This is a genomic window from Deltaproteobacteria bacterium, from assembly GCA_029210625.1.
Lineage (GTDB): Bacteria > Myxococcota > Myxococcia > SLRQ01 > SLRQ01 > JARGFU01.
In genome coordinates this window covers 181419-204677 of sequence record JARGFU010000010.1, presented here as the reverse complement: position 1 = coordinate 204677, position 23259 = coordinate 181419, and the positions used below count along the sequence as shown (strand labels likewise).

General features: G+C 70.9%; 18 protein-coding genes and 2 tRNA genes. 7 read left to right on the top strand and 13 right to left on the bottom strand.

Going from position 1 to position 23259, the window contains the following annotated elements; all coding sequences use genetic code 11:
* Positions 1 to 88: 88 nt before the first annotated feature.
* Positions 89 to 877 carry a C2 domain-containing protein gene (locus tag P1V51_11645; GenBank protein ID MDF1563689.1) on the bottom strand — a complete coding sequence of 263 codons (789 nt, stop codon included), beginning with the start codon at positions 875 to 877 and terminating at the stop codon, positions 89 to 91.
* Between the two features lie 297 nt (positions 878 to 1174).
* Entirely contained in the window at positions 1175 to 3196 is a 2022-nt protein-coding gene (locus P1V51_11640; protein ID MDF1563688.1) for a hypothetical protein, read from the bottom strand.
* 67 nt (positions 3197 to 3263) lie between these two features.
* Here P1V51_11640 and P1V51_11635 point away from each other — a divergent pair, with 67 nt between their 5' ends.
* Complete coding sequence (locus P1V51_11635) at positions 3264 to 3554, top strand: PilZ domain-containing protein (GenBank protein MDF1563687.1); 291 nt, start codon at positions 3264 to 3266, stop codon at positions 3552 to 3554.
* A gap of 4 nt (positions 3555 to 3558) precedes the next feature.
* Here the strand turns inward: P1V51_11635 and P1V51_11630 are convergent, their stop codons facing one another.
* The 5 genes from P1V51_11630 to P1V51_11610 form a co-directional block, all read right to left on the bottom strand.
* Positions 3559 to 4104 (bottom strand): O-acetyl-ADP-ribose deacetylase, encoded by a 546-nt coding sequence (locus tag P1V51_11630; protein MDF1563686.1) that lies wholly within the window; start codon positions 4102 to 4104, stop codon positions 3559 to 3561.
* Positions 4101 to 4601 carry an acyl-CoA thioesterase gene (locus tag P1V51_11625; GenBank protein MDF1563685.1) on the bottom strand — a complete coding sequence of 167 codons (501 nt, stop codon included), beginning with the start codon at positions 4599 to 4601 and terminating at the stop codon, positions 4101 to 4103. Before P1V51_11625 ends, P1V51_11630 begins: the two co-directional genes overlap by 4 nt.
* Positions 4601 to 6328 carry a SpoIID/LytB domain-containing protein gene (locus tag P1V51_11620; protein MDF1563684.1) on the bottom strand — a complete coding sequence of 576 codons (1728 nt, stop codon included), beginning with the start codon at positions 6326 to 6328 and terminating at the stop codon, positions 4601 to 4603. The genes P1V51_11625 and P1V51_11620 overlap by 1 nt, the downstream gene beginning before the upstream one ends.
* A gap of 8 nt (positions 6329 to 6336) precedes the next feature.
* A complete protein-coding gene (locus P1V51_11615; protein ID MDF1563683.1) occupies positions 6337 to 7983 on the bottom strand; it encodes a serine/threonine protein kinase in 1647 nt (548 codons plus the stop codon).
* A gap of 90 nt (positions 7984 to 8073) precedes the next feature.
* Complete coding sequence (locus tag P1V51_11610) at positions 8074 to 8535, bottom strand: hypothetical protein (protein ID MDF1563682.1); 462 nt, start codon at positions 8533 to 8535, stop codon at positions 8074 to 8076.
* A gap of 97 nt (positions 8536 to 8632) precedes the next feature.
* Here P1V51_11610 and P1V51_11605 point away from each other — a divergent pair, with 97 nt between their 5' ends.
* A complete protein-coding gene (locus tag P1V51_11605; GenBank protein MDF1563681.1) occupies positions 8633 to 10756 on the top strand; it encodes a hypothetical protein in 2124 nt (707 codons plus the stop codon).
* Here P1V51_11605 and P1V51_11600 read toward each other — a convergent pair.
* Genes P1V51_11600 through P1V51_11585 form a run of 4 tightly spaced genes read right to left on the bottom strand, consistent with a single transcriptional unit; the run spans position 10705 to position 15302 of the window.
* A complete protein-coding gene (locus tag P1V51_11600; protein MDF1563680.1) occupies positions 10705 to 11316 on the bottom strand; it encodes a DNA-3-methyladenine glycosylase I in 612 nt (203 codons plus the stop codon). The genes P1V51_11605 and P1V51_11600 overlap by 52 nt on opposite strands.
* Position 11317: 1 nt before the next feature.
* Positions 11318 to 12208 (bottom strand): aminotransferase class IV, encoded by an 891-nt coding sequence (locus P1V51_11595; protein ID MDF1563679.1) that lies wholly within the window; start codon positions 12206 to 12208, stop codon positions 11318 to 11320.
* An 11-nt stretch (positions 12209 to 12219) separates the two neighbouring features.
* Positions 12220 to 14007, bottom strand: coding sequence for a stage II sporulation protein M (locus P1V51_11590; GenBank protein ID MDF1563678.1), 1788 nt, complete (start codon positions 14005 to 14007; stop codon positions 12220 to 12222).
* Positions 14007 to 15302 carry a hypothetical protein gene (locus P1V51_11585; protein ID MDF1563677.1) on the bottom strand — a complete coding sequence of 432 codons (1296 nt, stop codon included), beginning with the start codon at positions 15300 to 15302 and terminating at the stop codon, positions 14007 to 14009. Before P1V51_11585 ends, P1V51_11590 begins: the two co-directional genes overlap by 1 nt.
* Positions 15303 to 15472: 170 nt before the next feature.
* Here P1V51_11585 and P1V51_11580 point away from each other — a divergent pair, with 170 nt between their 5' ends.
* The 4 genes from P1V51_11580 to P1V51_11565 all read left to right on the top strand — a co-directional run bounded on the left by P1V51_11580 (position 15473) and on the right by P1V51_11565 (position 16769).
* The gene (locus P1V51_11580; protein MDF1563676.1) at positions 15473 to 16060 is read left to right on the top strand and encodes a hypothetical protein; all 588 of its coding nucleotides are present in this window, start codon (positions 15473 to 15475) and stop codon (positions 16058 to 16060) included.
* Between the two features lie 19 nt (positions 16061 to 16079).
* A tRNA-Lys gene (locus P1V51_11575) sits at positions 16080 to 16155 on the top strand.
* 11 nt (positions 16156 to 16166) lie between these two features.
* Positions 16167 to 16242 (top strand) — tRNA-Glu (locus P1V51_11570).
* Between the two features lie 62 nt (positions 16243 to 16304).
* Positions 16305 to 16769 carry a hypothetical protein gene (locus tag P1V51_11565; GenBank protein ID MDF1563675.1) on the top strand — a complete coding sequence of 155 codons (465 nt, stop codon included), beginning with the start codon at positions 16305 to 16307 and terminating at the stop codon, positions 16767 to 16769.
* Between the two features lie 39 nt (positions 16770 to 16808).
* Here P1V51_11565 and P1V51_11560 read toward each other — a convergent pair whose 3' ends face one another.
* Together P1V51_11560 and P1V51_11555 are read right to left on the bottom strand one after the other, a co-directional pair.
* On the bottom strand, positions 16809 to 19706 hold the full coding sequence (locus P1V51_11560; GenBank protein MDF1563674.1) for a choice-of-anchor D domain-containing protein: 2898 nt from the start codon (positions 19704 to 19706) through the stop codon (positions 16809 to 16811).
* Positions 19703 to 20857 (bottom strand): hypothetical protein, encoded by a 1155-nt coding sequence (locus P1V51_11555; GenBank protein MDF1563673.1) that lies wholly within the window; start codon positions 20855 to 20857, stop codon positions 19703 to 19705. The genes P1V51_11560 and P1V51_11555 overlap by 4 nt, the downstream gene beginning before the upstream one ends.
* Positions 20858 to 21135: 278 nt before the next feature.
* Here P1V51_11555 and P1V51_11550 point away from each other — a divergent pair, with 278 nt between their 5' ends.
* Complete coding sequence (locus P1V51_11550; protein ID MDF1563672.1) at positions 21136 to 23196, top strand: peptide MFS transporter; 2061 nt, start codon at positions 21136 to 21138, stop codon at positions 23194 to 23196.
* Positions 23197 to 23259: the final 63 nt, after the last annotated feature.

Sequence of the window (23259 nt, the reverse complement as noted above, 5' to 3'; positions counted from 1 at the left end):
AGGAGTTCGCGGGGGCGCACCCTACCCCGCCTCGCCCTGGATGCAAGGCCGCGCCGGTGTCACTCGACGCCTCTTCGAGGCACCGCCATCAGGCCGGGTCGATCCTCAACGTCACCTGCCCTCCCGTCCAGGTGACCGGGATCGTGGCCGACTGCCCGCTGGTCTGCGGCTGGAGGGGGATGGAACCGGAAGAGACAGCCTCACTGTCGGTCAGATCCTCATCGAAGACCTCGATGCGGACGTCCCCGAGCGCGGACCACAGATAGGCCGTCCCCGAAGACTCGTTCCACACGGGGTTGAGCGTGTCCTGCTTCGTGGAGGTGCACCAGCGCGGCGAAGTGCCGACGGTGAGGCAGACGTAGGGATCCGGGAGGCCACCGGCGGCATCCCAGGCGCTCCCGTTGGGGTCGCGCTCGGGCAGCGTTCCGTTGGTCACCGTGACCCGCCACCGCGAGCTCGGATCGGGGCCCGTCGCGTCACACCCCACCTGGCCCCCGGTCTCGAGGCACCGCCCCTCGCAGGTCTGGAACACTGCCAGGGCGCCCCCCTGGCAGACAAGCACTCGAGCGTCGTCGCGCCCGTCACACATTCCGAGCCCCTCCATCTGCGAGGGGCAAGGATCTCCGACGGAGTTCCCCGCCATGTCGCACTCGAAGTGGGTCGCGTCCTGAACGCAGTGTCCGGGTCCGCGGCAGGGAACCGAGACCAGGATGTTGTTGGAGCAGTAGAGCGCCGCGTCGAAGGAGGAGCAGCCCGCATGCCCGCTACAGGCATCCCCCGCTCGGGGCTCGAGCTCGCCCGAGTCGTCGTCTGGAGCCCCACACGCGGCGACAAGAAGGAAGAACACCAGAAGACCGGAGCACCTGTGGTTCATCATCGCGAAAGCCCTGGATTCCATTGGGTGGATGAGTGGACGGAGCACCGGTGCGGGCCCCGTTCACGAGGCGGGATGCATCGAGGCGACACCTCGCGACACTCCGGCTCGCGAGGGAGAGCGTGGATCACACCTGCGACGGATGCGGTCCGACCCGCGCGGCCGGATGCACGAAGACCGCCGCTCACGTGACAGCCCGGGACAGATGGCGCGGCGATCGCGCCCACGTGTCATCGTCCGTCAGAGATCGGGGACGGCCAACCGACCCCCCTCCCGGGAGGAGGCCGTCAGCGGCTCACCCTACTCGCAGGGGTCGTCGAGGCCGCGGGCCTCGGCGATCTTGGCGCCGCCGGGCGTGCCGACGCTGGCGAGGAAGCAGGTGTACTGCTGCCGGGCGCCATCCTGATTGAAGATCACGTAGTGGCCGTTGTTCTCGGGCGAGGCGTAGTGCACGACCCCCGCGGTGCGGCCATTCAGGTTGCCCTGCAGGGGGTAGCCGCGGGTGCTGTCGCCGGCCAGGCGCAGGGAGTCGGGGAGCCAGGGCTCCACCTCCTCGCCCACCAGCGGGATCCCGAGGGAGACGGCCATCGCGGTCTCGGCCCTCGGGTGGAAGTAGCCGTCGCGCACGCCCGCGGTCATCATCACGTCCTTGGGCGGGATGCCGGGGTGGGTGACCGCCGTATGCCAGGGAGCCTTGGCGATGGGGTCGGCCAGGTCCCAGACGTTCTGGAAGGCGTGGAGGATCGGGTGGGCGCGGTGGAGCTCGGCACCCTCGGCGGTCATCCCGAGGAGGAGCTCGACGAAGGGCTTGAGCTCGATGGGCTCGAGCGCGGTGACCGCGATCTCCACCAGGATGCCGCCGGCCCCGGACCAGAGGGCGCCCTTCAGGCGCGGATCGACCGCGGCCCAGGGCACGCCGAGGGTGGTGCCCATGGACTGCCCGAGGGCGGTGAGGCGCTCGGGGTCGAAGCGGATGAGGCCGTCGGGGGCGGCGCCGGCGTCGAGGGTGGGGGCCAGGGTGGGGTCCACCGTGGTGGTGATCATCAGGCGCGAGAGCTGGAGCAGCTCAGCGTGGGCCACGTCGAAGTTGTCGAGGGTGGCGATGATGTTGCCGAAGAGGTTGTAGAAGACGAGGCCCGAGGTGTCGGGGGGCGAGTGGCGATCGCCGTGGAGCGGGAAGTCGAAGCCGACGGTCGCGACGCCCCGGCGCGCCAGCCACTCGGCGGGGCCGGTGCCCGGCGGCGGCTCGACCTGCTCCGACTTGGGCAAGGTCTCGTCCTTCGGGCCCCGGTCGATGCCCATCCGCCACTCTCCGCCCGAGCCGTGGAGGATGATCGTGAGGGGAAAGCCGGCGGCCGGCTGCGCGCTCTTCGGGACCGAGAGCACCAGGCGCATGGTCTGGGTCTCCTTGATCACCGGCCAGCCGTCCGCGCCCCAGTCGATGGCGCCCTCTCCGGCCTGGTCGTAGGGGCGCTCGCCCTTCTGGATCACCGGCACGTCGAAGGCGGCGGTGAGCACCTGATAGCTCTCGTACTCCTCGGCCACGGTCCAGGGCGAGGAGAGCACCGGCTGGGGCAGGGCCTCGGCCCACTCCGCGATCCGCAGGAGCTGCTCGTTGGGGTCGAGGGTGGTGAAGACCGCGGCGCCGACGACGGCGTCGAGCTCGGCGCCCTCCTCCTCCATGGTCTCCCGCACCGCCACCAGCTCGTCCCGGGCCGCGGCGTGGGCGCCCTTCTGATCCTCCCACGCCAGATGGAAGGCCTGGCTGCGCCCCAGGCTCTGGCCCTGGGCGTCGCGGACCCCCTCGGTGATGACGAGGGCGTAGGTGGTCCGCGGCCGCCGCACGAAGCCGAAGACGGGGATCGCGGCGAGGAGGTTCTCGGGCGTGTAGAGGTCGCCCTGGGTGAGCTGCTCGACCTCGAGGGGGAAGCGCCGGCCCCGCTCGGGCGAGTCGGGGTCGACGTCGAGGAGGTAGACCGACGCGCCGGGCGCCAGGCTCTCGGCCGGGCCGGCGGGCAGGCTCGCCGGATCGATCTCCCCGTCGAGGAGCACGAAGACCCCCGAGCTCACGCCCCAGCCGTCGAGGCGGTCCTCGGCGGCGTCCAGCCAGGTGTCGATCAGATCGCTGGTCCAGTCACCGGGCCAGTCCTCCAGGTCGGTCGTTCCGTCCGCCTGGATCCGCAGGTCCGAGGGGAGGGGCCGGGCCCAGAAGTCGGGCGAGGCCGGCTCGAAGACCACCTTCGTCGGGCGGTCCTCCCAGGCGGGGCCGCCGCAGGCCTGGAGCAGGGAGAAGAAGAGGAGCAGGGCCGAGGTGCGCACCATCCCCTGGCTAATAGCACAAGCGGAGCCCTCCCCTCCCATCTCCGGTTCCGGGTTAGGATGTGGCCCGATGAGCGATTCCAAGAGCGACGAGCAGCGCAAGAGCCCCCGCATTCGCGTCGACTGCGAGGTGACCCTCGAGCACCCGGGCGGGTCCCTCTCCGGACCCGGTCACGACATGAACGACCGCTCGATGCTGGTGCTCACCGAGGAGCTCCTCCCGGTGGGGACGGCCGTGACCCTGCGCTGCGTCGACGACGTCGGCACGACGGTCATCGTCAAGGGTGAGATCACGCGCCACCAGGCGGAGACCGACGAGTACCCGGCCGGCCTGGTCGTCACCGAGACCTCCGCCGGCTGAAGCCTCAGGCCTCGGGCGCGCCGAAGAGGTGCTCGGCCGCCCGGCGGTAGGCGGCGTGGACCCGGGCGCTGAAGGCCACGGCGATGACCCGCTCGATCGAGGGGGCGTCCTCCAGGGCGCTCGCGATCGTCGAGAGGGCGATCAGGGTCGCCGCCTCCAGCGGGTAGGCGTAGATGCCCGTGGAGATCGCCGGGAAGGCCACGCTCCGGGCGCCGACCTCCACGGCCCGCCGCAGGCTGGCCCGGTAGGCGCTCTCGAGGAGCTCGGCCTCCCGGGCGGCCCCACCCCGCCACTGGGGTCCCACCGCGTGGATCACCCAGCGCGCTGGCAGGTCGAAGCCCTCGGTGACCCTCGCCTCTCCGCAGGGGCAGCCCCCCAGCGAGGCGCAGGCCTCCAGCAGCCTCGGCCCCGCGGCGTCGTGGATCGCGCCGTCGACGCCGCCGCCGCCCATCAGGCTGGTGTTCGCCGCGTTGACGATCGCGTCGACCTCGAGCTGCGTGATGTCGTCCTGCAGCAGCTCGAGCCTCCCTGCGAGATAGAGCTCGCTCATACGTCCCCCTTGCGCCTCGCCCGCTCGACGGCCTCCCGCCGATCGGCCAGCCGCTGCTCCCGGCGCCGCCGGGCCTTCTCGTGCCTTCGTCGCTCGTCTTCCGTGATCGGCTCGAGGGCGGGCACCGCGCGCGGCTGCCCCTCCTCGTCCACCGCGACGAAGGTCAGGTAGGCCGTCGCGGTGTGGTGCTGCTCTCCGGTGATGGGGTTCTCGCTGTCGACCCTCACCCCCACCTCCATCGAGGTGCGCCCGGCGTAGTTCACCTGCGCCCGCAGCACGACGATGTCACCGGTCTTCGCTCCGTGGAGGAAGTGGAGCTGATCCATCGAGGCGGTCACCGCCAGGCTGCCGGCGTGGCGCATGGCCGCGACGCCGCCGGCGATGTCGATCCAGGCCGTGATCTGGCCGCCGAAGACGGTACCGAAGCGATTGGTGTGGGTGGGCAGGACGATCTCCGTCATCTCCACCCGGGACTGCTTCGGGGTCTTCGGCTCCATCAATAGATTCGCTGGATGCGCGCTCCGTTGTAGTAGTGCCGCAGGATCGTCTCGTGATCGTGTCCCGCCTCGGCCATGCCGATGGCGCCCACCTGACACATCCCCACGCCGTGGCCCCAGCCCCCGCCGGTGAAGACCCAGGTGGCGATCTTCCCGCTCGCGTCCTTCTCCCCGGCCACGACGAACATTCCGCTGTTCAGGTTGCCGAAGAGCCGGCGGACCGGCAACTCGCGGTGGACGGTGACGGTGCGGCGGCTGCCCACGATCTTCAGGGCCTTCACCCGGCCGGAGACGCCCCGGCCCGAGACCTCCAGGGCCTTCACCTCACCCACGCCCAGGTGAGCCACCCGGCGGTTCACGTCGGCGGCGCTCATCCGCTTCGTCCACCGGAACTTGGAGGCGTTGCGGAAGGAGGAGCGGTTGCACCAGGCCGGGGGAGAGGCCGCCAGCCAGCTGCCCAGATCCCGCTCCCCGATGCCGGCGGCGTAGCGCAGCCACTCGCCCTCGGCCGGGAAGTCCAGGCGCCCGCGCAGGGCCGGGCGGGAGGCGCCCCCCCAGACCACCTCGTTGTTCTCGGTGTGCCCACCGCAGACGGCCGAGTAGACGGCGTGCACCAGGCTGCCGTCCTCCTCGACCAGCACCTTGCCCCGGGTCCGCTTCACCGCGGCGTCGGTGGCGGCGGTGCTCGCCGTGGTGCCCTTGTAGACCTGGCAGTGCTGCTCGGCGCAGAGGAGGGTGGGCTCGCCGAGGTGGCGGGTGCCCACCTTGGCCAGGATCTCGCCCCGCGCCGTGACCGCCTGGGCGGCGAGGGCCTCGGCGTGGGCCGAGGCGAAGGTCTCCGCGGGAACGACGCCGCGCAGGAGGGTCTCGAGGCCGACCTCGTTGACCACGGTGAGCCCCTCGGGGCCCGCCGCGACGTGCACCGTCCCGAAGAAGGAGCGCCGCTCGCGGCCGTGCCAGTCGTAGCCCCGCCCGTACTCGACCTCGTCGATCTCCAGGTAGCTCTCCTCACCCTCGGCCCGGAAGCTGGCCAGGCTCTCGGCCGTGGCCACCGGGCTGCCATCCTCGCGGATCAGGGTGAGCTCCCCGGAGGCCCGCTCGAGCACCTTCTCGTAGAGGTCCGGCGGCCGCCCGAGGACCGCGGCGACCCGGTCCGAGGCCGCGCTCGCCCACTGCGCGCTGCCGGGGCCGTCGATCAGCACGAGGGTCTGGCGGGTGTCGATGACCCGCCCGGCGAGGCCGAAGACCGAGCCGACCTCGACGATCTTCACCGCCTCGTCCCGGCCCTTCCACTCCCGGACGACGGCCTCGAGGGCCGCGGCCTCGTCGGGGGGGAGCTCGGCCACCACGGGAAACTGCTGGCGCTTGCCCCGGGCGTGCTGCTCGAGGCCGACGGTGAGCCAGACCTCGGCGGGCAGGTGGAGGGACTTGCCCTCGACGCCCCCGGCGCGCAGGGAGGCGGCCAGCCCGCCGCCCACCGCGCGCAGGCGAACCCGGGGCTGCCCGCGCATCAGGCGCACGGTGATCCGGGGCTCCTCCCCGGGGGCGAGATCGAGGGCGGGCCGGTTCAGGCGGTCGAGGGGATCCTCGGGCGCGCCCTCCAGCTTCGGAGGCGAGGGTCGCCGGGTGGAGGCGTCGATGGAGGGCGGCGGCGTGCCGGCGGCCTCCGCCGCCACCGCCATCCAGGGCAGCAGCAGCGGGACGAGGAGGAGGGCGAGGCGACGCACGGCTCGTCCTAGCGGCCCCGCTTCCGCCGCTTCGGGGGTGACTTGCCCGGCGCCGGCTTCCCGGCCGCGCTGAACTCGACCTGCAGCCGGGTCCCGGCGCCGGAGAGGTTCACCCGGCGCTCCTCGGTCACCGTCCCGCGGCTGATCCGCACCACGTGCTCGGTGCCGATGGGCAGCTCGAGCGAGACGGGGGTCACGCCCCGGTCCTCACCGTCGATCTGCACCCGGGCACCCTCGGGCTGGGAGACGACCTCGAGGCGGGCGGTCTTCGCCTTCAGGGTCGCGCTCTTCTCGACGAGCGCGCCCTCGGCGGTGAAGGTCTCCTGCCAGGGCTCGTGGTTCGCGAGGTCGAGCTGGAGCAGGTAGGGCGTCCCCTCCTCGAGCTCGACGGCCACCGGGGTCTCACCCCGCGCCGAGCCCTCGAGCTTCACCGTCGCGCCGGCCGGATCGGAGGTCACGAAGAGCACCGACGCGGGCGGCGGCCGCATCGCCAGCGCACCGCCGAGGCCCAGGGCCAGGCCCAGCACGAGCCCGATTCCGCCCAGGAGGGCGCCCTTGCCCTTGCCCTTCTCCGGGGGCTCGGCGACCGGCTCCTTGGCGGCCAGCGCGCCGAACTCACCCGAGTCGTCGACCATCACGGCCCGCTTGCGCTGCAGCTCGCCGATGATCCTCGGATCCTGCTCGCGGGCGCTGCGGCGGGTGGCGATGTCCTGGGCGAAGCGATCGTGGAGCAGATCCTTGAGCTGATCGTGGAGCAGCGCCGTGGGGATCGCCCGGAGGTAGCCACCGAGAGCCTCGGCCAGGTTCTGCGCGGTGGCGTAGCGCTCCTGGAGATCGTGCGCCATGGCGGTCATGCAGATCTCGGAGAGCTCCTTGGGAAGCCCGGGCGCCGCCTGCTCGGGCGGCACCACCTCGCCCTTCTGGAAGCGGGCGATCCGCACCAGGGTGTCGACGTCGCCCTTGCGGCCGAAGGGATGCTGCCCGGTGAGGGCCTCGTAGAGGAGGATGCCGGTGGAGAAGATGTCGGCGCGCCGGTCGAGGGGGCGTCCCATGGCCTGCTCGGGGGCCACGTAGTTGAACTTCCCCATGACCATCCCCTCCTTGTAGTTGGAGAAGGCGGACTGGGCGCGGGCGATGCCGAAGTCGACGATCTTCACGTTGCCGTCGTAGCCGACGACGATGTTCTCGGGAGAGATGTCGCAGTGGACGATCCCCAGGGGCTTCCCCATGGGATCGCTCTTCTCGTGGGCGTAGTGCAGGCCCCGGGCGATCTGCAGGATCAGGTAGGCGCCGATCTGCGGGGTGAGCCGCTCTCCGGCCTTGGAGACCCGGCGCAGGAGGGCCTTGAGGCTCACCCCCTCCACGTACTCCATGGTCATGAAGTAGACGCCCTTCTCGAGCCCCAGCTCGAAGACCTGGGCGATGTTGCCGTGCTGGAGGGTGGCGGTGAGCTTCGCCTCGTTCACCAGCATCCGGAGGAAGTCGGGGTTCTCGATCAGCTTCTCGAGCACCCGCTTCAGGACCAGCTCGCGCTCGAATCCCGAGGCGCCGAAGGACTTGGCCCGATAGATCTCGGCCATGCCTCCATAGGCGATGTGCTCGAGCAGGTAGTAGTGCCCGAAGACCTGCGGCTGGAAGGGGGGGCGATCCGTCATCGCTAGTTGGGACTCTACCACCGGATCCGCCGGAACAAAGGGCGCGGGCACGAATGATCTCGCGGACTTCGCGCGCCAGACGAGGACGCTTCAGTCCTCGCGGCCCGAGCGGGCCTTGAGCGCGGCGAGCTCGTCCTCGAGGGCCTGCTGCTTCGCCTCCCGCGCGGCGGCGGCCTCGCGCACGGCGGCCTCGGCCTCGCGCGCCGCCTCGGCCTCGGCCTCCTTCGCCGCGAGCGCCGCCCGCCGCTCGCTCCGGGCCGCCGTGAGCTGCCGCACCTTCGGCCGCAGCAGCAGCCAGCCCCCGTAGCCGGCGGCGGCGGCGAAGCCCGCCAGGAGGATCCACTCCAGCACCGCGCTCATCAGGCCGATCACCAGGACCAGCCCGATGGCCCCGCCCCCGAGGAGGAGCCAGGCCCGCCGTCGCTTCGCGCGCTGCTCCCGCTTCAGGGCCTCCTCCGGGCTCTCGTCGAGCTTCTGCAGCCCGCGCCGGGTGGCCTCGGCGCCGGCCTCCGCGGCGGCGCCCGCCAGGATCTTGGAGAGCCAGGCCTTCATCTCTCACCCGACGATACCAGCTCGGCGACCCGGGGGGCGGTGGCCGTGGCGGGGCCGACCTGCCTACGATGGGGGGCAGAGGAACGGGGAGGCGAGCATGAGGAAGGAGAAGCGACGGACACCGGGCGAGGTGGTCCTCTTCCTCGGGCTCCTGCTGGCCCTGCCCGGCGCGGCCCGGGCCCAGAACCAGCCGCCGCTGCTGACGCTCACCGACGCCCTGGGCAACCAGCTCCTCGACGGCGATCAGCGGACCGCCAGCGAGGGCGACACCCTCACCCTCCAGATCGCGAGCGTCGATCCCGAGGGCGCCACGGTGAACATCACCGTCGGGGTCTTCGACGCCGCCGGCAACCTCACCGGGTATGGCAGCTACGCGCCCGCCACCGGGGAGTGGAGCTGGGTCCTCGGCCAGGGCACCTGCTCGCCGGTCCTCCAGTACACGATCGTCGTCCAGGCCTGCGACGATCAGAACGCCTGCACCGGCCTCTCCCTCGGCCTCACGGTCCGACCGGTCGCCATCGTCCCCTCGACCCCCCAGCAGGTCGCCCCACCCGACGGGGCGATCGTCACGACGGTGGCGCCCACCCTGACCGTGAACCAGGGTGTCAGCCCCGGCAGCTCCCCTGAATACGAGTTCGAGCTCTACTACTACCTGAACCCGGGCCCCGCCCCGGCGAGCGCCCCCGACCAGAGCTCCGGACGGATCGCCGCCGGCGCCGGCGGGCAGACCTCGTGGGTGACCGCGGGCATCCCGGAGAACACCCTCGTCTACTGGCGCGTGCGGATGCACGACCTGATCTGCGGCGAGGACCGGGCTTCCCCCTGGTCGGGCTACTGGAGCTTCTTCGTGAACGGCGTCTGTGACGCCCCCCTCGCCCCGCTGCTCGTCACGCCGGCCGAGGGCGCCGTGCTCGACACCCCCACGCCGACGCTCGTCGCCAACAACACCACCGACCCCAACGGCGGCGCCACCGACCTCTACTTCGAGGTGGCGACCGACGACACCTTCGCGCTCGTCTCGGCGACCTCGCCTGCCCTCCCGCAGAGCGCCGGAACGACCACGAGCTGGATCGTCGATCCACCCCTGGAGTGGGGGCGCAGCTACGCCGCCCGGGCCTACGCCAACCTCACCGGCCCCATCTGTGGCGGCCAGAGCGCCTTCAGCAACATCATCCACTTCCAGATCCGACCGCCGGAGCCTCCCACCGAGGTCGTCCTCCTCGACCTCGCCGCGGACTGCGACGAGCACGTCTACCGGGGCACGCCCGACCACCTCGACGTCTCGCTGAGCCAGACCGAGACCGGCCACCCGATCATCATCGAGCTGGAGCTCCGCACCCACCCCACCGGCCTGCTCCTGGGGCAGACCTCGGTGACCCAGCTCGACGCGGGCACCTTCACCCGCGTCCCCATCGACCCGGCGTGGCTGCGGGAGAACGGCCTGCACCGGGTGCGCGTGCGGGCCCGGGACGGGGATGCCACCAGCGACTGGTCCTCTTGCACCTTCTGGCTCGACGCCCTCAGCTCCCTGCCCGGTCCCCCGACCGTACGCAGCCCGACGCTGGACGAGGTCTTCCCGGCGACCACCACCGACGTCACGATCGAGCTGACCGACCCCGTGGACGAGGACTCGGTCGTGCCGGGCAACAGCCTGGAGCTCGCCGTCTGTCATCGCGTGGATCACGACGGGCTCGTCCCTCCGGCCCAGGTCTGCTCCCTGGACCCGACCGAGTGGCCCCTCCGCCTCCCCCTCCAGGCGGGTCCGACGACCACGGTGACGGTGTCATCGCTGACCGGCGGCGCCCCCCTGCAGCCCTGGGATCTCGTCTCGGTGGGCTTCGCCGCCATCGACGAGCGCGGCGGCGTCTCGCCGGTCGCGAGCGCGGTCTTCCTGATCGAGGCCGACCCCGCCTGCGAGCGCCTGGGCTGCGCCGCGGGAGAGTTCTGTGACTCGAGCTCCGGCTGCCTCGACTGCGCCGACTGCCAGCCCGGCGACCTCTGCGATCACGCCCTCATCTGCCCGGAGGTCGCGACTCCACCCCCGGACGACGTCCACAGCGATTGCGGCGACCCCGGCACCGAGTGCGGCGCCTTCCCCGGCTGCGGCTGCAGCGCGGGCGGCCCCTCGCCAGGGGCGGCCGGGCTGCTCCTGGCGCTCCTCGCGCTCGCCTACCGCGGGCGAGGCGGCTCGAAGCGGGCGCGCTCGTCCAGGCAGCCCTGACGCGCGGCGCAGCCCGGCAGGTGGTCGTTCACCACGCCCGCGGCCTGCAGGAAGGCGTACAACGTGGTGGGGCCGACGAAGCTCCAGCCGCGCTTCTTCAATGCCTTGCTGAGCGCCACCGACTCGGCGCTCTGGCTGACGAGCTCGACCCGCTTGCGCGGCGGCGCCTCGAACTGCCAGACGAAGGCCGCCAGGGAGCCGAGCTCGGCCCGCAGCTCCCGCGCCCGCTTCGCGTTGTGGATCGTCGACTCGATCTTCTTGCGGTTGCGGACGATGCCCACGTCCTTCATCAGGCGCTCGACCGAGCGCCGGTCGAAGCGGGCGACCCGGTCGATCTCGAAGTCGGCGAAGACCTCCCGGAAGCGCTCGCGCTTGTTGAGGATCGTCAGCCAGGAGAGCCCCGCCTGGAAGCCCTCCAGGCAGATCTTCTCGAAGAGCCAGCGGTCATCGGCCGTGGGCCGCCCCCACTCCTGGTCGTGGTAGGCCGCGTAGGCGGGCGTCGAGGTGGCCCACCAGCAGCGGGAGACGCCGTCCTCCCCCTTCACGAGCTCGACGGCCATCCTAGAATCGCGGCTCCCCGAAGGGCGGACCGGTGCGGCCCCGGAAGGCGGCCTGCACGGCGCGGGTGACGTCGCCGACCTTCCCCGTCCCCACCGGCTGATCCTCGACCCGGGTGATGGGGACGATCTCGCGGATGGAGGAGGTCAGGAAGGCCTCGTCGGCGCTGTGCAGGTCGGCGGTGGTCAGGCGCGCCTCCTCCACCGGGATCTTCGCCTCCCGGCAGACCTCGATCACCGTGCGGCGGGTGACCCCCTCGAGGATGCCGACGGCGAGGGGTGGCGTGCGGACGATGCCGAACTGCACCAGGAAGACGTTGCTGGAGGAGCCCTCGGTGAGGCGGTCTCGCTCGTCGACCATCACCGCCTCGTAGGCGTGGCGCTCCCGGGCCTCGGCGACCGCGAGGACGTTCGGCAGGTAGTTGCCGGTCTTGGCGGAAGGATCGACGTGCCGGCGCAGCCCCTCCCGACCCCCGACCAGGGCCACGGTCACTCCCTCGCGGTAGGCCTCCACGGCGGGCTGCTCGAGGACGCGCGCGATGAGGATGGTGCGGGGCTCGACGGCCAGGGAGGGATCGAGGCCGATCTCTCCCGAGCCCCGGGTGACGACGATCCGCAGGTAGCTCTCGCGCTCCTGCGCGCCGTGCCCCGAGGCCTCCAGGATGTCGTTCACCGCGCGGGTCAGCTGCTCGCGGCTCCAGGGCAGGCGCAGGCCGATCCGGGCCGCCGAGTGCGCCAGGCGGTCGAGGTGGGCGCCCAGCTCGAAGGGGCGCCCCTGATAGGTGCGCACGACCTCGTAGACCGAGTCGCCGTAGAGGAAGCCCCGGTCGAAGACGGAGATGGTGGCGCCCTCGGGGGGCACCAGCTTTCCATCGATGGAGACGATCGTGGTCACGGGGCGGCTGTCTACCAGACCTCGGGCGCCCGGGCTGCCCCCGCGGCGCGCTCGAGCCAGGCGCGGCGGCCGAAGCGCAGGAGGTAGACCCAGACCATCACCCCGAGGCCGAGGCCCAGGGTGGCCTTCAGCCAGGTGGGGAAGAAGCTCCCCGGCGAGACGAAGCCCTCGATGAGCCCCACCCCCACCAGGAGGGGCGCGCCGCCCAGGACGATCCGCACCGCCGTGCGGCCGTGGGTCTTCAGCGCGTCACCCCGGGGGAGCTCTCCGGGCAGGAGGAGGGCGACCGCGAGCTTGAGCCCCGCGGCGGAGGCCAGGACGATCACCGAGAGCTCCACCGGGCCATGGGCCGCGATGAAGTCGAGGAGGTTGCCCGAGACCCCGTGCATGGCCGTCGCGGCGAAGGCGACGCCGAGGAGCGCGCCGTTGAGGATCAGGAGCACGATGGTCCAGACCCCGAAGGTGAGGCCGCCGGCGAAGGCGGCGATCGTCACCGAGAGGTTGTTGGTGAAGATGCGGGCGCTCACCAGGGAGGGGGGCGCCACCGAGAGGAGGTCGTCGGTCCAGACCCTCCCCGAGCGCACCGTCTCCATCAGCGCCGGCCCGAGGACGTCGTCCGCCACGGCCGGATCGAGGTGGACCAGGAGGGCGCCGGTCAGCGCGCCGAGGGCGAGGAGGAAGGTCGCGAGCTGCACCTGCGGCAGCGAGTCCCAGACCGCCAGCGGGAAGTCGCGCCGCCAGAAGGCCCGGAAGGCCTCCCGGCGGTCGCCCGTGCCCCGGTAGACCTCCCGGTAGGCCCGGGCGCAGAGGCCCTGCAGGTAGCGGGAGGCGGTGGAGCCCGGGTAGCGGGTCTGCACCCAGGCCAGGTCGCGGCTGCTCTGCCGGTAGAGGTTGTCGAGGTCCTCGAGGTCCGCCAGGGAGGCCCGGCCGAGGACCAGGCGGTCGAGGGCGTCGGCGAGGTGCTCCCAGTCCTCCCGCCGCCGCGCCACGAAGTGCAGGAGGGCCGCCGCGCCGACCCCGGCGCCGCGACGCGTGGCCCGGCTCGCCTCCATCCGGCGCCGCAGGTAGGCGTCGATGGCGGCGCCGCCCTCCCCGGCCGCCGAACGCTCCCCGGCCGGATCCCGGCTCCCCGAGAGGACGATCTCCAGGGTGGCGCGGGCGACCTTCTCCCGCACCGCCGGATCGAGGTGCTCCCGCCGGTCGAGGTAGTCGGCCACCGTCTCGTAGACCTGCGCCTCGAGGGGGGCGATCCGCTCCAGCCCCTCGGTCTCCACCCCGCCGCCGCTACCGTAGACCGAGAGATCCGGGGGCGCGTCCCGCACCAGCACGGTCCCGGCGAGCAGGTCGCCCAGGCGGCGGTGCTCGGTGGTGACCGCCACGGTGGTCAGGCCGATCGCGTAGGTGTTCAAGGGGAAGCCGTCCACGAGGCGGGAGAGGTTGCGCACCGCGGAGGTGACCAGGTCGTAGGGCCTGCCGTCGCGGCGCACGACCCGCAGCCCGACGACCCGCTTGCCCGGGGTCTGGCCGTTCCAGGCCCACTCGAAGATCAGGCCGTAGCCCCAGTTCACCGCGAAGATGGCGACGAAGAGGAGGGTCCGGATCAGATCCGAGAGCCCCTCGTACCAGCCGACGGCGTCACCCCGGGTCAGGAGCCCCAGGACGAAGACGGCGAAGATCCACCAGAGGAAGAGGATGAAGGCGTCGAGCATGAAGGCCAGGGCGCGCGGCCCCAGCCCCACGATCTCGAGATCGAGGCCGACTCGCTCGGGCGTCTCCAGAAGGAGGCGCTCGGCGGGCATCAGCGGGCTTCCCCCCGGACCTCCTTCTGGTACTCGCGGGCGGCCTTCAGGCCCTTCGGATCGAGCCAGCCGTTCTCGACCATGGTCTTCAGGACCCACTCGTCCTGCGCCTCGCGGTCGTAGTAGGCGGTCAAGCGGGACCACTCGGCGGCCATCAGGGGATCGAGCTTCACCGCCTCCTCGAGGCGCTTGTAGCCGTCCTTCTTCTTCTTGGGATCGCAGGCGATGATCCGGAAGGCCTCGGCGGCCAGCATCGCCGCCCGGGAGCGCTCCTTGGCCTGATCGAGGGCGAGGCCCTTCTCGGCGATCGGCTCGGCCTTCTTGCAGCCGCCCGGCTGCTCGATGGTCGTGCTCAGGAGGCGGGCGTGGACCCGGGCCAGGTCGCTCTGGTCGGTCGAGGCCGTGTTCTCCAGGTAGGTGGCGTAGTACTTCGCCGCCTCGCCGTAGCGCTCCCGCTGGTGGAGGTCGTCGGCGTAGGCGCGGGAAACCTTCGCCCGCTGCCCCGAGTCGCTGGAGCGCTCGATGGCCAGGCGGTAGTGCTCGGCGGCCTCCTCGTCCTTGCGGTACTGGAAGCTCACGGCGCCGATGCCGGCGTGCGCGTCGGAGATCGAGGCGACCCCCCAGCCGTCCGCCACCTTCATCGCCTTCTTGTAGCGCTCGAGGGCGCCGTTGGCAGCGCCGGAGGCCCGGAAGAAGTCACCGACGACCGTGAGCACGCCGCTCGACTCGGGGCAGAGCAGCTCGGCGGCCGCCGCGAGCGGGCGCAGGCGGGCGGCCTCGGCCAGGCGCTCGTCCCTCGTGCGGGCGCCGTCCTCGCCGAAGGCCTTCGCCGTCTCCGAGGCCAGGCGCCGGGCGACCTCGGCGGCCGCGTCGCAGCCCTCGCCGCCGGCCCCGAGGCCCGCGCGGGTGTGGCGCTCGATCGTGAAGCCGTCCCCGTCCTTGGCGAAGCCGTAGAGGGTGGTGGCGTCCATCCAGAACTTCATGCCGCTGTGCTCGAAGGGCCCCGCCGCCCCCTCCGGTTGCTGCTTGTTCAGGAAGGTCTGGGGCAGGGTCACCGGGTGCTCGTTCGCCGCCACGATGCCCGACTTGTCGAAGCGCATCCGCAGGCCGATCACCGTCTCGCCGTCGAGGAAGAGCTCGGTGCGGTTGGGGAGCAGCTTCTCGCCCTCGATCACCGCCCGGCTGCCCTCCCGGGACCAGCTCCCCCCCGCCACGGCCGGCGCGTAGGCCGCTTGGGCCGCCGGGAGGGGGACCCCCAGCTCGAGGCCGTAGAGCCCCTTCTCGGTGCAGCCCATGGCCCCGAGGCAAAGCGTGAAACCCAGCGCTCCAACGAGCGCGCTCCGTCCCATCCCGGCGCTCTTCATGCCCCGGAGGGTACCCCAAAGCTCACGAAAGTGCCCCCTCGCTTGCGAGGCCGCTCGCCGCCGTGATACCGAGGCGTTCTTCGATTTCACGGGGGTGAACCATGCACACGACGACCCACCTCAACACCCTGATCGGCCTCGGAGTGGCCACCCTGCTCGCCGCCGCCGGCTGCAAGGGGCCCAGCTACATCGAGGTCGAGCCCACGGACGTCCAGTTCGTCCGGAAGGGGCAGGCCCTGCAGCTCAAGGCCCGGGCGATGGACCAGCAGGGGCACTACTACCCCGAGGTCCTCTTCGACTGGGTCTCCGAGAAGCCCGACGTCGTGGAGATCGACATGCAGGGCCGCGCCCAGGCCACCGGCTCGGGCACCGCCTACGTCTACGCCCGGGCCGACAAGCTCGAGGGCCGGGTCCTGGTGCGGGTGAACCTCGTCGAGAAGATCGTCATCCACGACAAGGCGCTGGAGCTCTCCCTCGAGGCCGCCGAGCGGGTGGTCCCGAAGATCGAGGCCTTCGACTACCAGGGCACCAAGGTCGTGGACCGGCAGATCTTCCTGAAGCCCCGCGACGAGGGCATCGTCACCATCGACGGTCAGGGCGGCGTCTGGGCCCAGGCCATCGGTGAGACCGTCGTCGACGTGAATCTGGAGGGAAAGACGGGCGAGTTCGCCGTCAAGGTCGTAAAGTAGACCCCCTCGTGACGAAAGCGGGTTGCTAGCTCAGTTGGTAGAGCAGTGGACTTTTAATCCATCGGTCAGAGGTTCGACTCCTCTGCAACCCACCAATCTCGAATAGGTCCCCGTCGTCTAGTGGCCCAGGACGCTGGCCTTTCAAGCCGGCAACGGGGGTTCGATTCCCCCCGGGGACGCCACTCGAAGGCCCCGACGAGCACCCTGCTCGTCGGGGCCTTCTCTTTTTCGCTATCTTCCCCCGATGGGGTCCCTTGCCGTACGGGCGCTGCTCTGGGGCGGGCTCACCGCCGATCTGCGCCTCTACCGGACCCTCTGGCCGGGGCGCCTCTCCGCCGCCCTTCGCCTGGCCGGGGACCTGATCCTCGGGCGCCCCCCCTTCTACGAGCTCTCGGAGATCGGCGGGCCGAGGCCCTTCAGCGCCACCGGCGGAGCCATCGGCCTGCGGGGGGTGCTCGCCCGCCGCTTCCACGGGCTGGGGAAGGTGCTGACCAACCTCGAGCTGCGGGCCCTGGCCTTCTCGGACCTCGGCCTGGTCTTCGCCGATCCCCTGCGCCGCAGCATCGAGGGCCCGCCCCGCCTGGGGATGGGTCTGGGCGGCGGCCTGCGCCTCCTCTGGGGCAAGACCTTCCTGGTGCGCGCCGACTACGGCGTCTCCCCCACCGACGGCACGACCGGCTTCTACCTCGATCTCGGCCACGTCTTCTAGGCGTCAGTCATCCCTCTTCAGCCCGACCGCTCTCGAGTTTCAGAGACAGATCGGCTCGTATTCGATGACGACCGCTTCGCCTTCCGGAGCAGGACCAGTCTCAGGAAAATCCACGCTATTGCGAGCCGGGTCGTGGATCCACCCCGTGAGCGGGAGCCGCTGACCGCCGCGCTGCTCCACGAACACGGCGATGGAAGCCGGAACGGGCTGGTCGGAGAGTGGAAAGTGCCAGCGGCTCCCGGTGGAGACGTCGGCGAGCGCGGTCATGGTCTCGCTCCAGTCGGCCTCCGAGCAGACGGGGCGGACGATGCCCCCGAAGCGCCCGGCCAGACCGATGTAGCGGTGACCCACGAGCTCGGTCGTGTCGGAGGGCAGCGGGCAACCCTCTGGCGGCGTCACGACCGCCGAGACCGTAAGGGAGGACACCTCGCGCCCCACGAGGGCTTCCAGGAAGTGAGCGTAGAGAAGGTCGTCTCGCGGAGACCAGTCGTCGTTGTCCGAGACGAACACGATGTGAAGTGGTCCCTCCGGCGAGAGGAAGCCCTGGTTGGTGGTGGTCAGGGCCGCGGTCGAGAAGGCGAGGAATGTGGCCTCCATTCCGAGCTCGCTATTGAAGAGATTGGTAGCCGCAAGCTCTGCGACGGTTGCGAGGAACGCCCCCCGGGGATCGGCGAGCGCCGGTGTGACGACTCTTGGACGAGCGTCATCCAGCGGGTGAAACCGACCGCCCTCCTGGATCGTCTCCATATTGGTCACGGCAATGGCATAGTTCGAACTGGAGTTCGAGAGCCGGTCGAAGTAGATCGGGGCACCTGCGACGAAGCTCCCCTCCTCCGCGTACATCGAGGCTGACACATCCACCACGAAGAGCGTTGCCTTCGGACCAGGAGCCGCCCCGGGGAGGCTGAAGCGCTCGCTCAATCCGGTCAGGGAGGTTGCCAGACCACGAAGACCGACCACGAAGGGGCCGGGCTGGCCCTCCACCTCGAAACGAAGCGCCCCGTATTCGGACCCACTGGGGACGGTCGGCAGATAGGACACCCCCACGCAGAGGGATTCCCCTGCACCCAAGGTGTATCCGGCAGGCGTCCCCAGCTCGGGGGGCAGGGCGCTGAGGAAGAAGGCGTCCGCGGGCCCCGTGGTCGAGACGCCGGCGTCCAGTACACGGGCCCCCAGGTTGCCCGCGTCGTGGAGGCAGACGCTGCGCTCGGCCCGGACGCAACCCGGCCGCGCGGCGCCGAAGTCGAGTGGAGCGGGCGCCACGAAGAGCTCGGTATCCACGCGATGCGCGGTGAGGGGGACGCTGATTCGATCCTCCCCCGGGCGTGAGACGTAGGCCGTCCAGAGGGCGGAAAAGCTGCCGACCTCGGGGAGCGTGGCCTCCACTCCGAACACCAGCCGCTCTCCCGGCGCGAGCCTCGCGCTGCCACCGATCGGTCCATCGAGCGTGAAGGTGCCGGCGTCCGCGCCGGAGATCCGCCAGTCGGCCACCAGGCAGTCGCCGAGCAAGCCCCCGTTTCGCACCACGATCTGGCGCCGCAGCGGCCACCCGTCCGCGCTCACCCCGAAGGTGAGCGCCGGGGGGTGGACCTCCACCTCGCAGGCCGGGAGCACGATCCCGGTCCCCGTGAGGGGGATCTCCAGCCGGGGAGTGTCGATGTCGTTGGTCTCGAGCTGGAGCGTGGAGGTGTGAGCACCCGGCACACCCGGTTCGAACGCCACCTCGACTCTCTCCAGCGCACCCGGTTCCACCGCGAGGGGGAGCGGCGTCAGCAGGGAGAACGCCTCCGGGGTGGAGAAGGCGGCCGACTCCAGTCGCAGCACCGAGGTGCCGGTATTCGAGACGACGAGCTCGGCCTGGCGGCGCGTCGCGAGGGCCGCCTCACCGAAGTCGAGCCGCGTGGGCAGGACGAGAGGCTCCGGTCCTCCGCCGGAACCGAGGAGCGGCAGGCTGCCACTACGAGAACGAGGGTCGGTCGAGGTCCAGCCGAGCAAGGCAGCGTAGGCGCGCTCCTCGGTAGGAGCGAAGGTCACGGGGATCTCGTGGCTCGACCGCGGCGAGATCACCCAGGGCCCCTCCCCGATCTCGAAGGCCAGCGCATCGGGACCCCCACTGGCAGGAGCCAGGTCGAAGGAGAGCTCCACGTTGGAGAGGTTTCGGAGCTCGAGCGGGAGTGTGCGAGCCTCACCGAGGGTCACGGCCCCGAAGTCGAGGCTGGAGGGGGAGAGCACCAGGCCCGAGCGGATGCCCTCGCCCTCGAGCGCGGCGCGGACCACCTCGCACCCCGTGCAGGGAACCAGCTCCAGCCACCCTCCCTGCACGCCCTCGACCGAGGGAGCGAAGCGTAGGTCGAGCTCGACCTCGTCCCCGACGGCCAGCTCGATGGCATCGGGCGTCGATCCCAAGGCAAAGGCCCCTTCAGCCGGAACGACGCGCGGGGTGAACCTCGCGAGAATGGGTCCCTCGTTCCTCACGGCGAAGGGTATCGACTCGGCGGTGCCGATCAGCACCAGCTCGAAGTCGATCGCCTCTGGTTCGATCCGCAGCGTGGGAATGGCTCCGCTCCCACTGACCGGAAGGCTCTCGAGGGTCTTCCCCCGGTGAGCCAGCACCAGCGTGGCCTCCGAGGCTCCGAGCACCGGCAGGTACTCGACGAGAACCGTGCCGGTGGTGCCCGCCTCCAGGCGCAACTCTTCGGGATCGACCCCGAAGGTGGCACCCTCCGTCCCCGGATCGACCCGCAGCGAGAGTTCGACGGCGGACCGAGAAAGGTTCGTGATCGAGACCTCTCGACCGACGACCCGCCCCACCTCCTGCATCCCGAAGTCCAGGGCTTCAGGTTCGACCAGGAGGTCCTCGCCGGAGACACCGAGCCCCAGGCCGTCGCATCCCGTGAGGAGCAGCAGGATCGCGAGGGCTGTTGCCCGAGGTCTCAAGGCAGCTCCCGGATCTTTCCACAGGTCTCCGGGAGACGGGATTCATCGAAGCGCACCACGTAGGTCCACCACTCGTCCTGGCCACTGTCGTCGCGGTCCTTCGAGTAGATGATCGCGTTCCCCGAGATGTCGAAGAGTGATGGGAGGCCAACGAGGGTCGTTTGAGGCACAAAGGTCGACTGGCTGTTCGCGATGACATCGACCTCCCAGACGCACCCAGCGGACACATCCTCCAGCCAGAGGACGAGGTTGCGGGTGCTGTTTCCGAGGTTGCAGCAATCTTGCGTGAGATAGAGCAGCAGCTGACCTTCACTCCCTCCGACGCGCACACCGAGCATCTCTTCGCAGGCTTCGTTGTAGGGAGGCGAATCCGGGCTGAGGACCGGCTGTGGCACGGCTCCGAGGGCACCGTGGCAGACCCAGTAGGGGTTGTTGGTCAGGTCGGGGCGACGACGCAGAAAAGCCAGTCGACCTGCGTGGGTGTCGGGCGCCCGTTCCTCCTGCGGGTGATTCGACTGCCACACCTCGGTCCTCTGCTCGACGTCCCAGACGGCGACATCGTGACCGGAAAGAGGCGCCCCGGGGGAGAAGACCTCGTAGGCCAGGTGGTCCCGGGAGGCCCGCGGACGGATCTCGTTCCGCCCATTCCTCTCGAAGATGGCGCGCGAGCAGGAGAGGCGCCCGCACCCGGAGGGCTTGTGCCAGAGGTCCCACTCCTGGGTCACCCCGGCAGGCGGCCAGATCCCCTGGTTCCGCTGCCAGAAGACCTCATCACCCTCCAATCCGCCGACCGTGGGGAGCGTGTCCTCCGGGAGGAGTGGGTTCTCCTCCTCCGTCAGGTTGATCAGGGTCCCGAGGGAGAAGGGGTAGAGATAGATGTCGGACTTGTTGGAGTCCCTTCCGCCGAACACGGCGATCGCGCCCCGGAGGTCCGGCGCGGTCGGCTCCAGGGCGAGGGGCGCCACCACCTCCTCGAGCTTCGTGGTTCTACCGGAGACGTCCGTGAGCGAGTCGATCTCGCCCTGGTTGCCATCGACCGCCAGGAACACCCCGCGGGCGACCTCGCCGTCGATGGCGTGGATCGCCGACGAGGAAGACTGCCACCCGCCCGGGTTCTGCACCCGAGTGGGATACCCGTCGAGCAGCGGCAAGAGCGGTGGCAACTGGTCGCAGGCTGGCTGAGCGCTAGCCGAGAAAGGGGCGAGACACCCCAGCAGGACCAGCGAAGCGGCTAGCCGGGAGCGAGGGAGCGAGGGAGCGAGGGAGCGAGGGAAGGTCATCGTCTGGTTCTCCAGCGGTCAAGCCCGAAAGATATGACCTGGTAAGTCTACCAGACCCCTTCCGGGCTCGTCCGCCGCCGGCGCGCCCCCCCTACGCACGCGGGCCAGCAGGTGGTAGCTAGACGCCTCCTTACTGCTGCGGGGACCCCATGGAAGACAAGAAGATCGAAGGCCCGACCCTCTACGGCCACCCGACCGGCCTCTTCACGCTGTTCTTCGCCGAGATGTGGGAGCGCTTCTCCTACTACGGCATGCGCGCCCTGCTGATCTTCTACATCATCAAGGGCTTCCTGGGCCTCGACGACCAGTCGGCCTACGCCATCTACGGCGCCTACGGCGCGCTGGTCTACGCCGCCCCCTACATCGGCGGGATGCTCGCCGACCGGCTGCTGGGCCCCCGCCGGGGCGTGATCCTCGGCGGCATCCTCATGGCCGCCGGTCACCTCCTGATGTCCGTGGAGTTCGACTGGGCCTTCTACGGCGCCCTGGCCCTGCTGATCTGCGGCAACGGCTTCTTCAAGCCGAACATCTCCACCATCGTGGGCTCGCTCTACCCGGCCGGCTCCGGCCAGCGGGACGCGGGCTTCACCATCTTCTACATGGGCATCAACCTGGGTGCCGCCATGTCGCCGATCCTCTGCGGCTACATCGGCGAGACCTACGGCTGGCACTACGGCTTCGGCCTGGCCACCATCGGCATGCTCGTGGGCCTGGCGGTCTTCGCCATCCCCGGCCGCTTCTCCCAGATCACCATCAGCGCCGGCGCCCTGGCCGTCGCCCTCTCCCTGCCCTTCCTGCAGGACAGCTGGCTGCAGCTGGGCGTGCGGATCCTCATCGCCCTGGCCCTGCTGATCGCCGGCGGCTCGGCCTTCATGGCCCTCGATCGCGGCGGCCTCTCGCCGGAGGCCGGCGGCCCGCCGGACCCCGAGAAGCTGAAGAAGAAGGTCGGCGGGCTCCCCCTGGGCCTCTGGGTCTACGTGGGCACCTTCGCCCTGGTCCCCGTCCTCGGCCTGATCGTGAAGCTGGCCACCGTGACCGAGGCCCAGCTGCACGTCGGCGAGACCGCCATCCCCATCCACCGGATCGTCCTCGTCCTCCTGGGCGGCGTGGCGATCGTCTACCTCCTCGTCGGCGCCATCCGCTCGGCGAAGGTCGAGCGCCAGCGGATGTTCGTGGTGCTCATCCTGATGTTCTTCTCCATGCTCTTCTGGGCCTTCTTCGAGCAGGCCGGCTCCTCGGTGAACAACTTCACCGACCGGAACGTCGACCGGGTCTTCGAGGGCCAGGGGGTCGCCGCCGGACAGGTGGGCGAGACCCTGAAGCTGCGGGTGGACCTGCTGCGCGACGAGGCGGACGGCGACGCCTTCCTCCTCTCCCAGGAGCAGCTCGGCCGGAAGAACGCCGACCCGGGGATGCTCGACCGCATCGTCGCCGAGGTCCGCAAGCAGGAGGAGGCCCGGGGCAAGGCGACCCCCGCCGAGATCGAGGAGCTGACCGCCCGGGTGCGGGCCGCCGGCACCCTCACCATGACCGGCCTGACCTACCTGCGCACCGCCGCGAGCGCCGAGGGCGCCACCGAGGCCGATCGCTTCGTCGAGTGGAAGATCGACGAGTCCAACGTGGGCATGGGCCTCTCCCGCAGCGAGATCCCGGCCTCCGAGTTCCAGGCGGCCAACCCGGTCTTCATCCTGATCTTCGGGCTGGTCTTCTCGGCCCTCTGGACCTTCCTGGGCCGGCGGGGCTGGGAGCCCTCGACCCCTTTCAAGTTCGCCCTCGGCCTCCTGCAGCTGGCCATGGGCTTCGGCGTGCTCTGGTGGGGCGCGCAGCAGAGCGACGCCCTGGGCATGGTCGGGATGAGCTGGCTCCTCCTGGGCTACCTGCTCCACACGACCGGCGAGCTCTGCCTCTCGCCGGTGGGCCTCTCGATGGTCACCAAGCTCTCGCCGGCCCGCCTGGTCTCGACGGTGATGGGCGCCTGGTTCCTGGCCACGGCCTTCTCCAACGACCTCGCCTCGCTCATCGCCTCCCAGACCGGCGTCGGTCACGGTGAGGGCGGGCTGCAGTTCATCCCGGCCCCCGCCGAGACCGTCCACCTCTACGGCGACGTCTTCGGGACCATCGGGCTGACCGCCCTGGTCTCCGCGGTGATCTGCTTCGCGATCGCCCCGCTCCTGACGAAGTGGACGCACCCGGACGAGGCCACCGAGTAGGGCCTGAGCCGGGCCAGACCCGAAGGCCGCTTTCCAGGAGAGGGTCATTCGCGGCAGAATGTC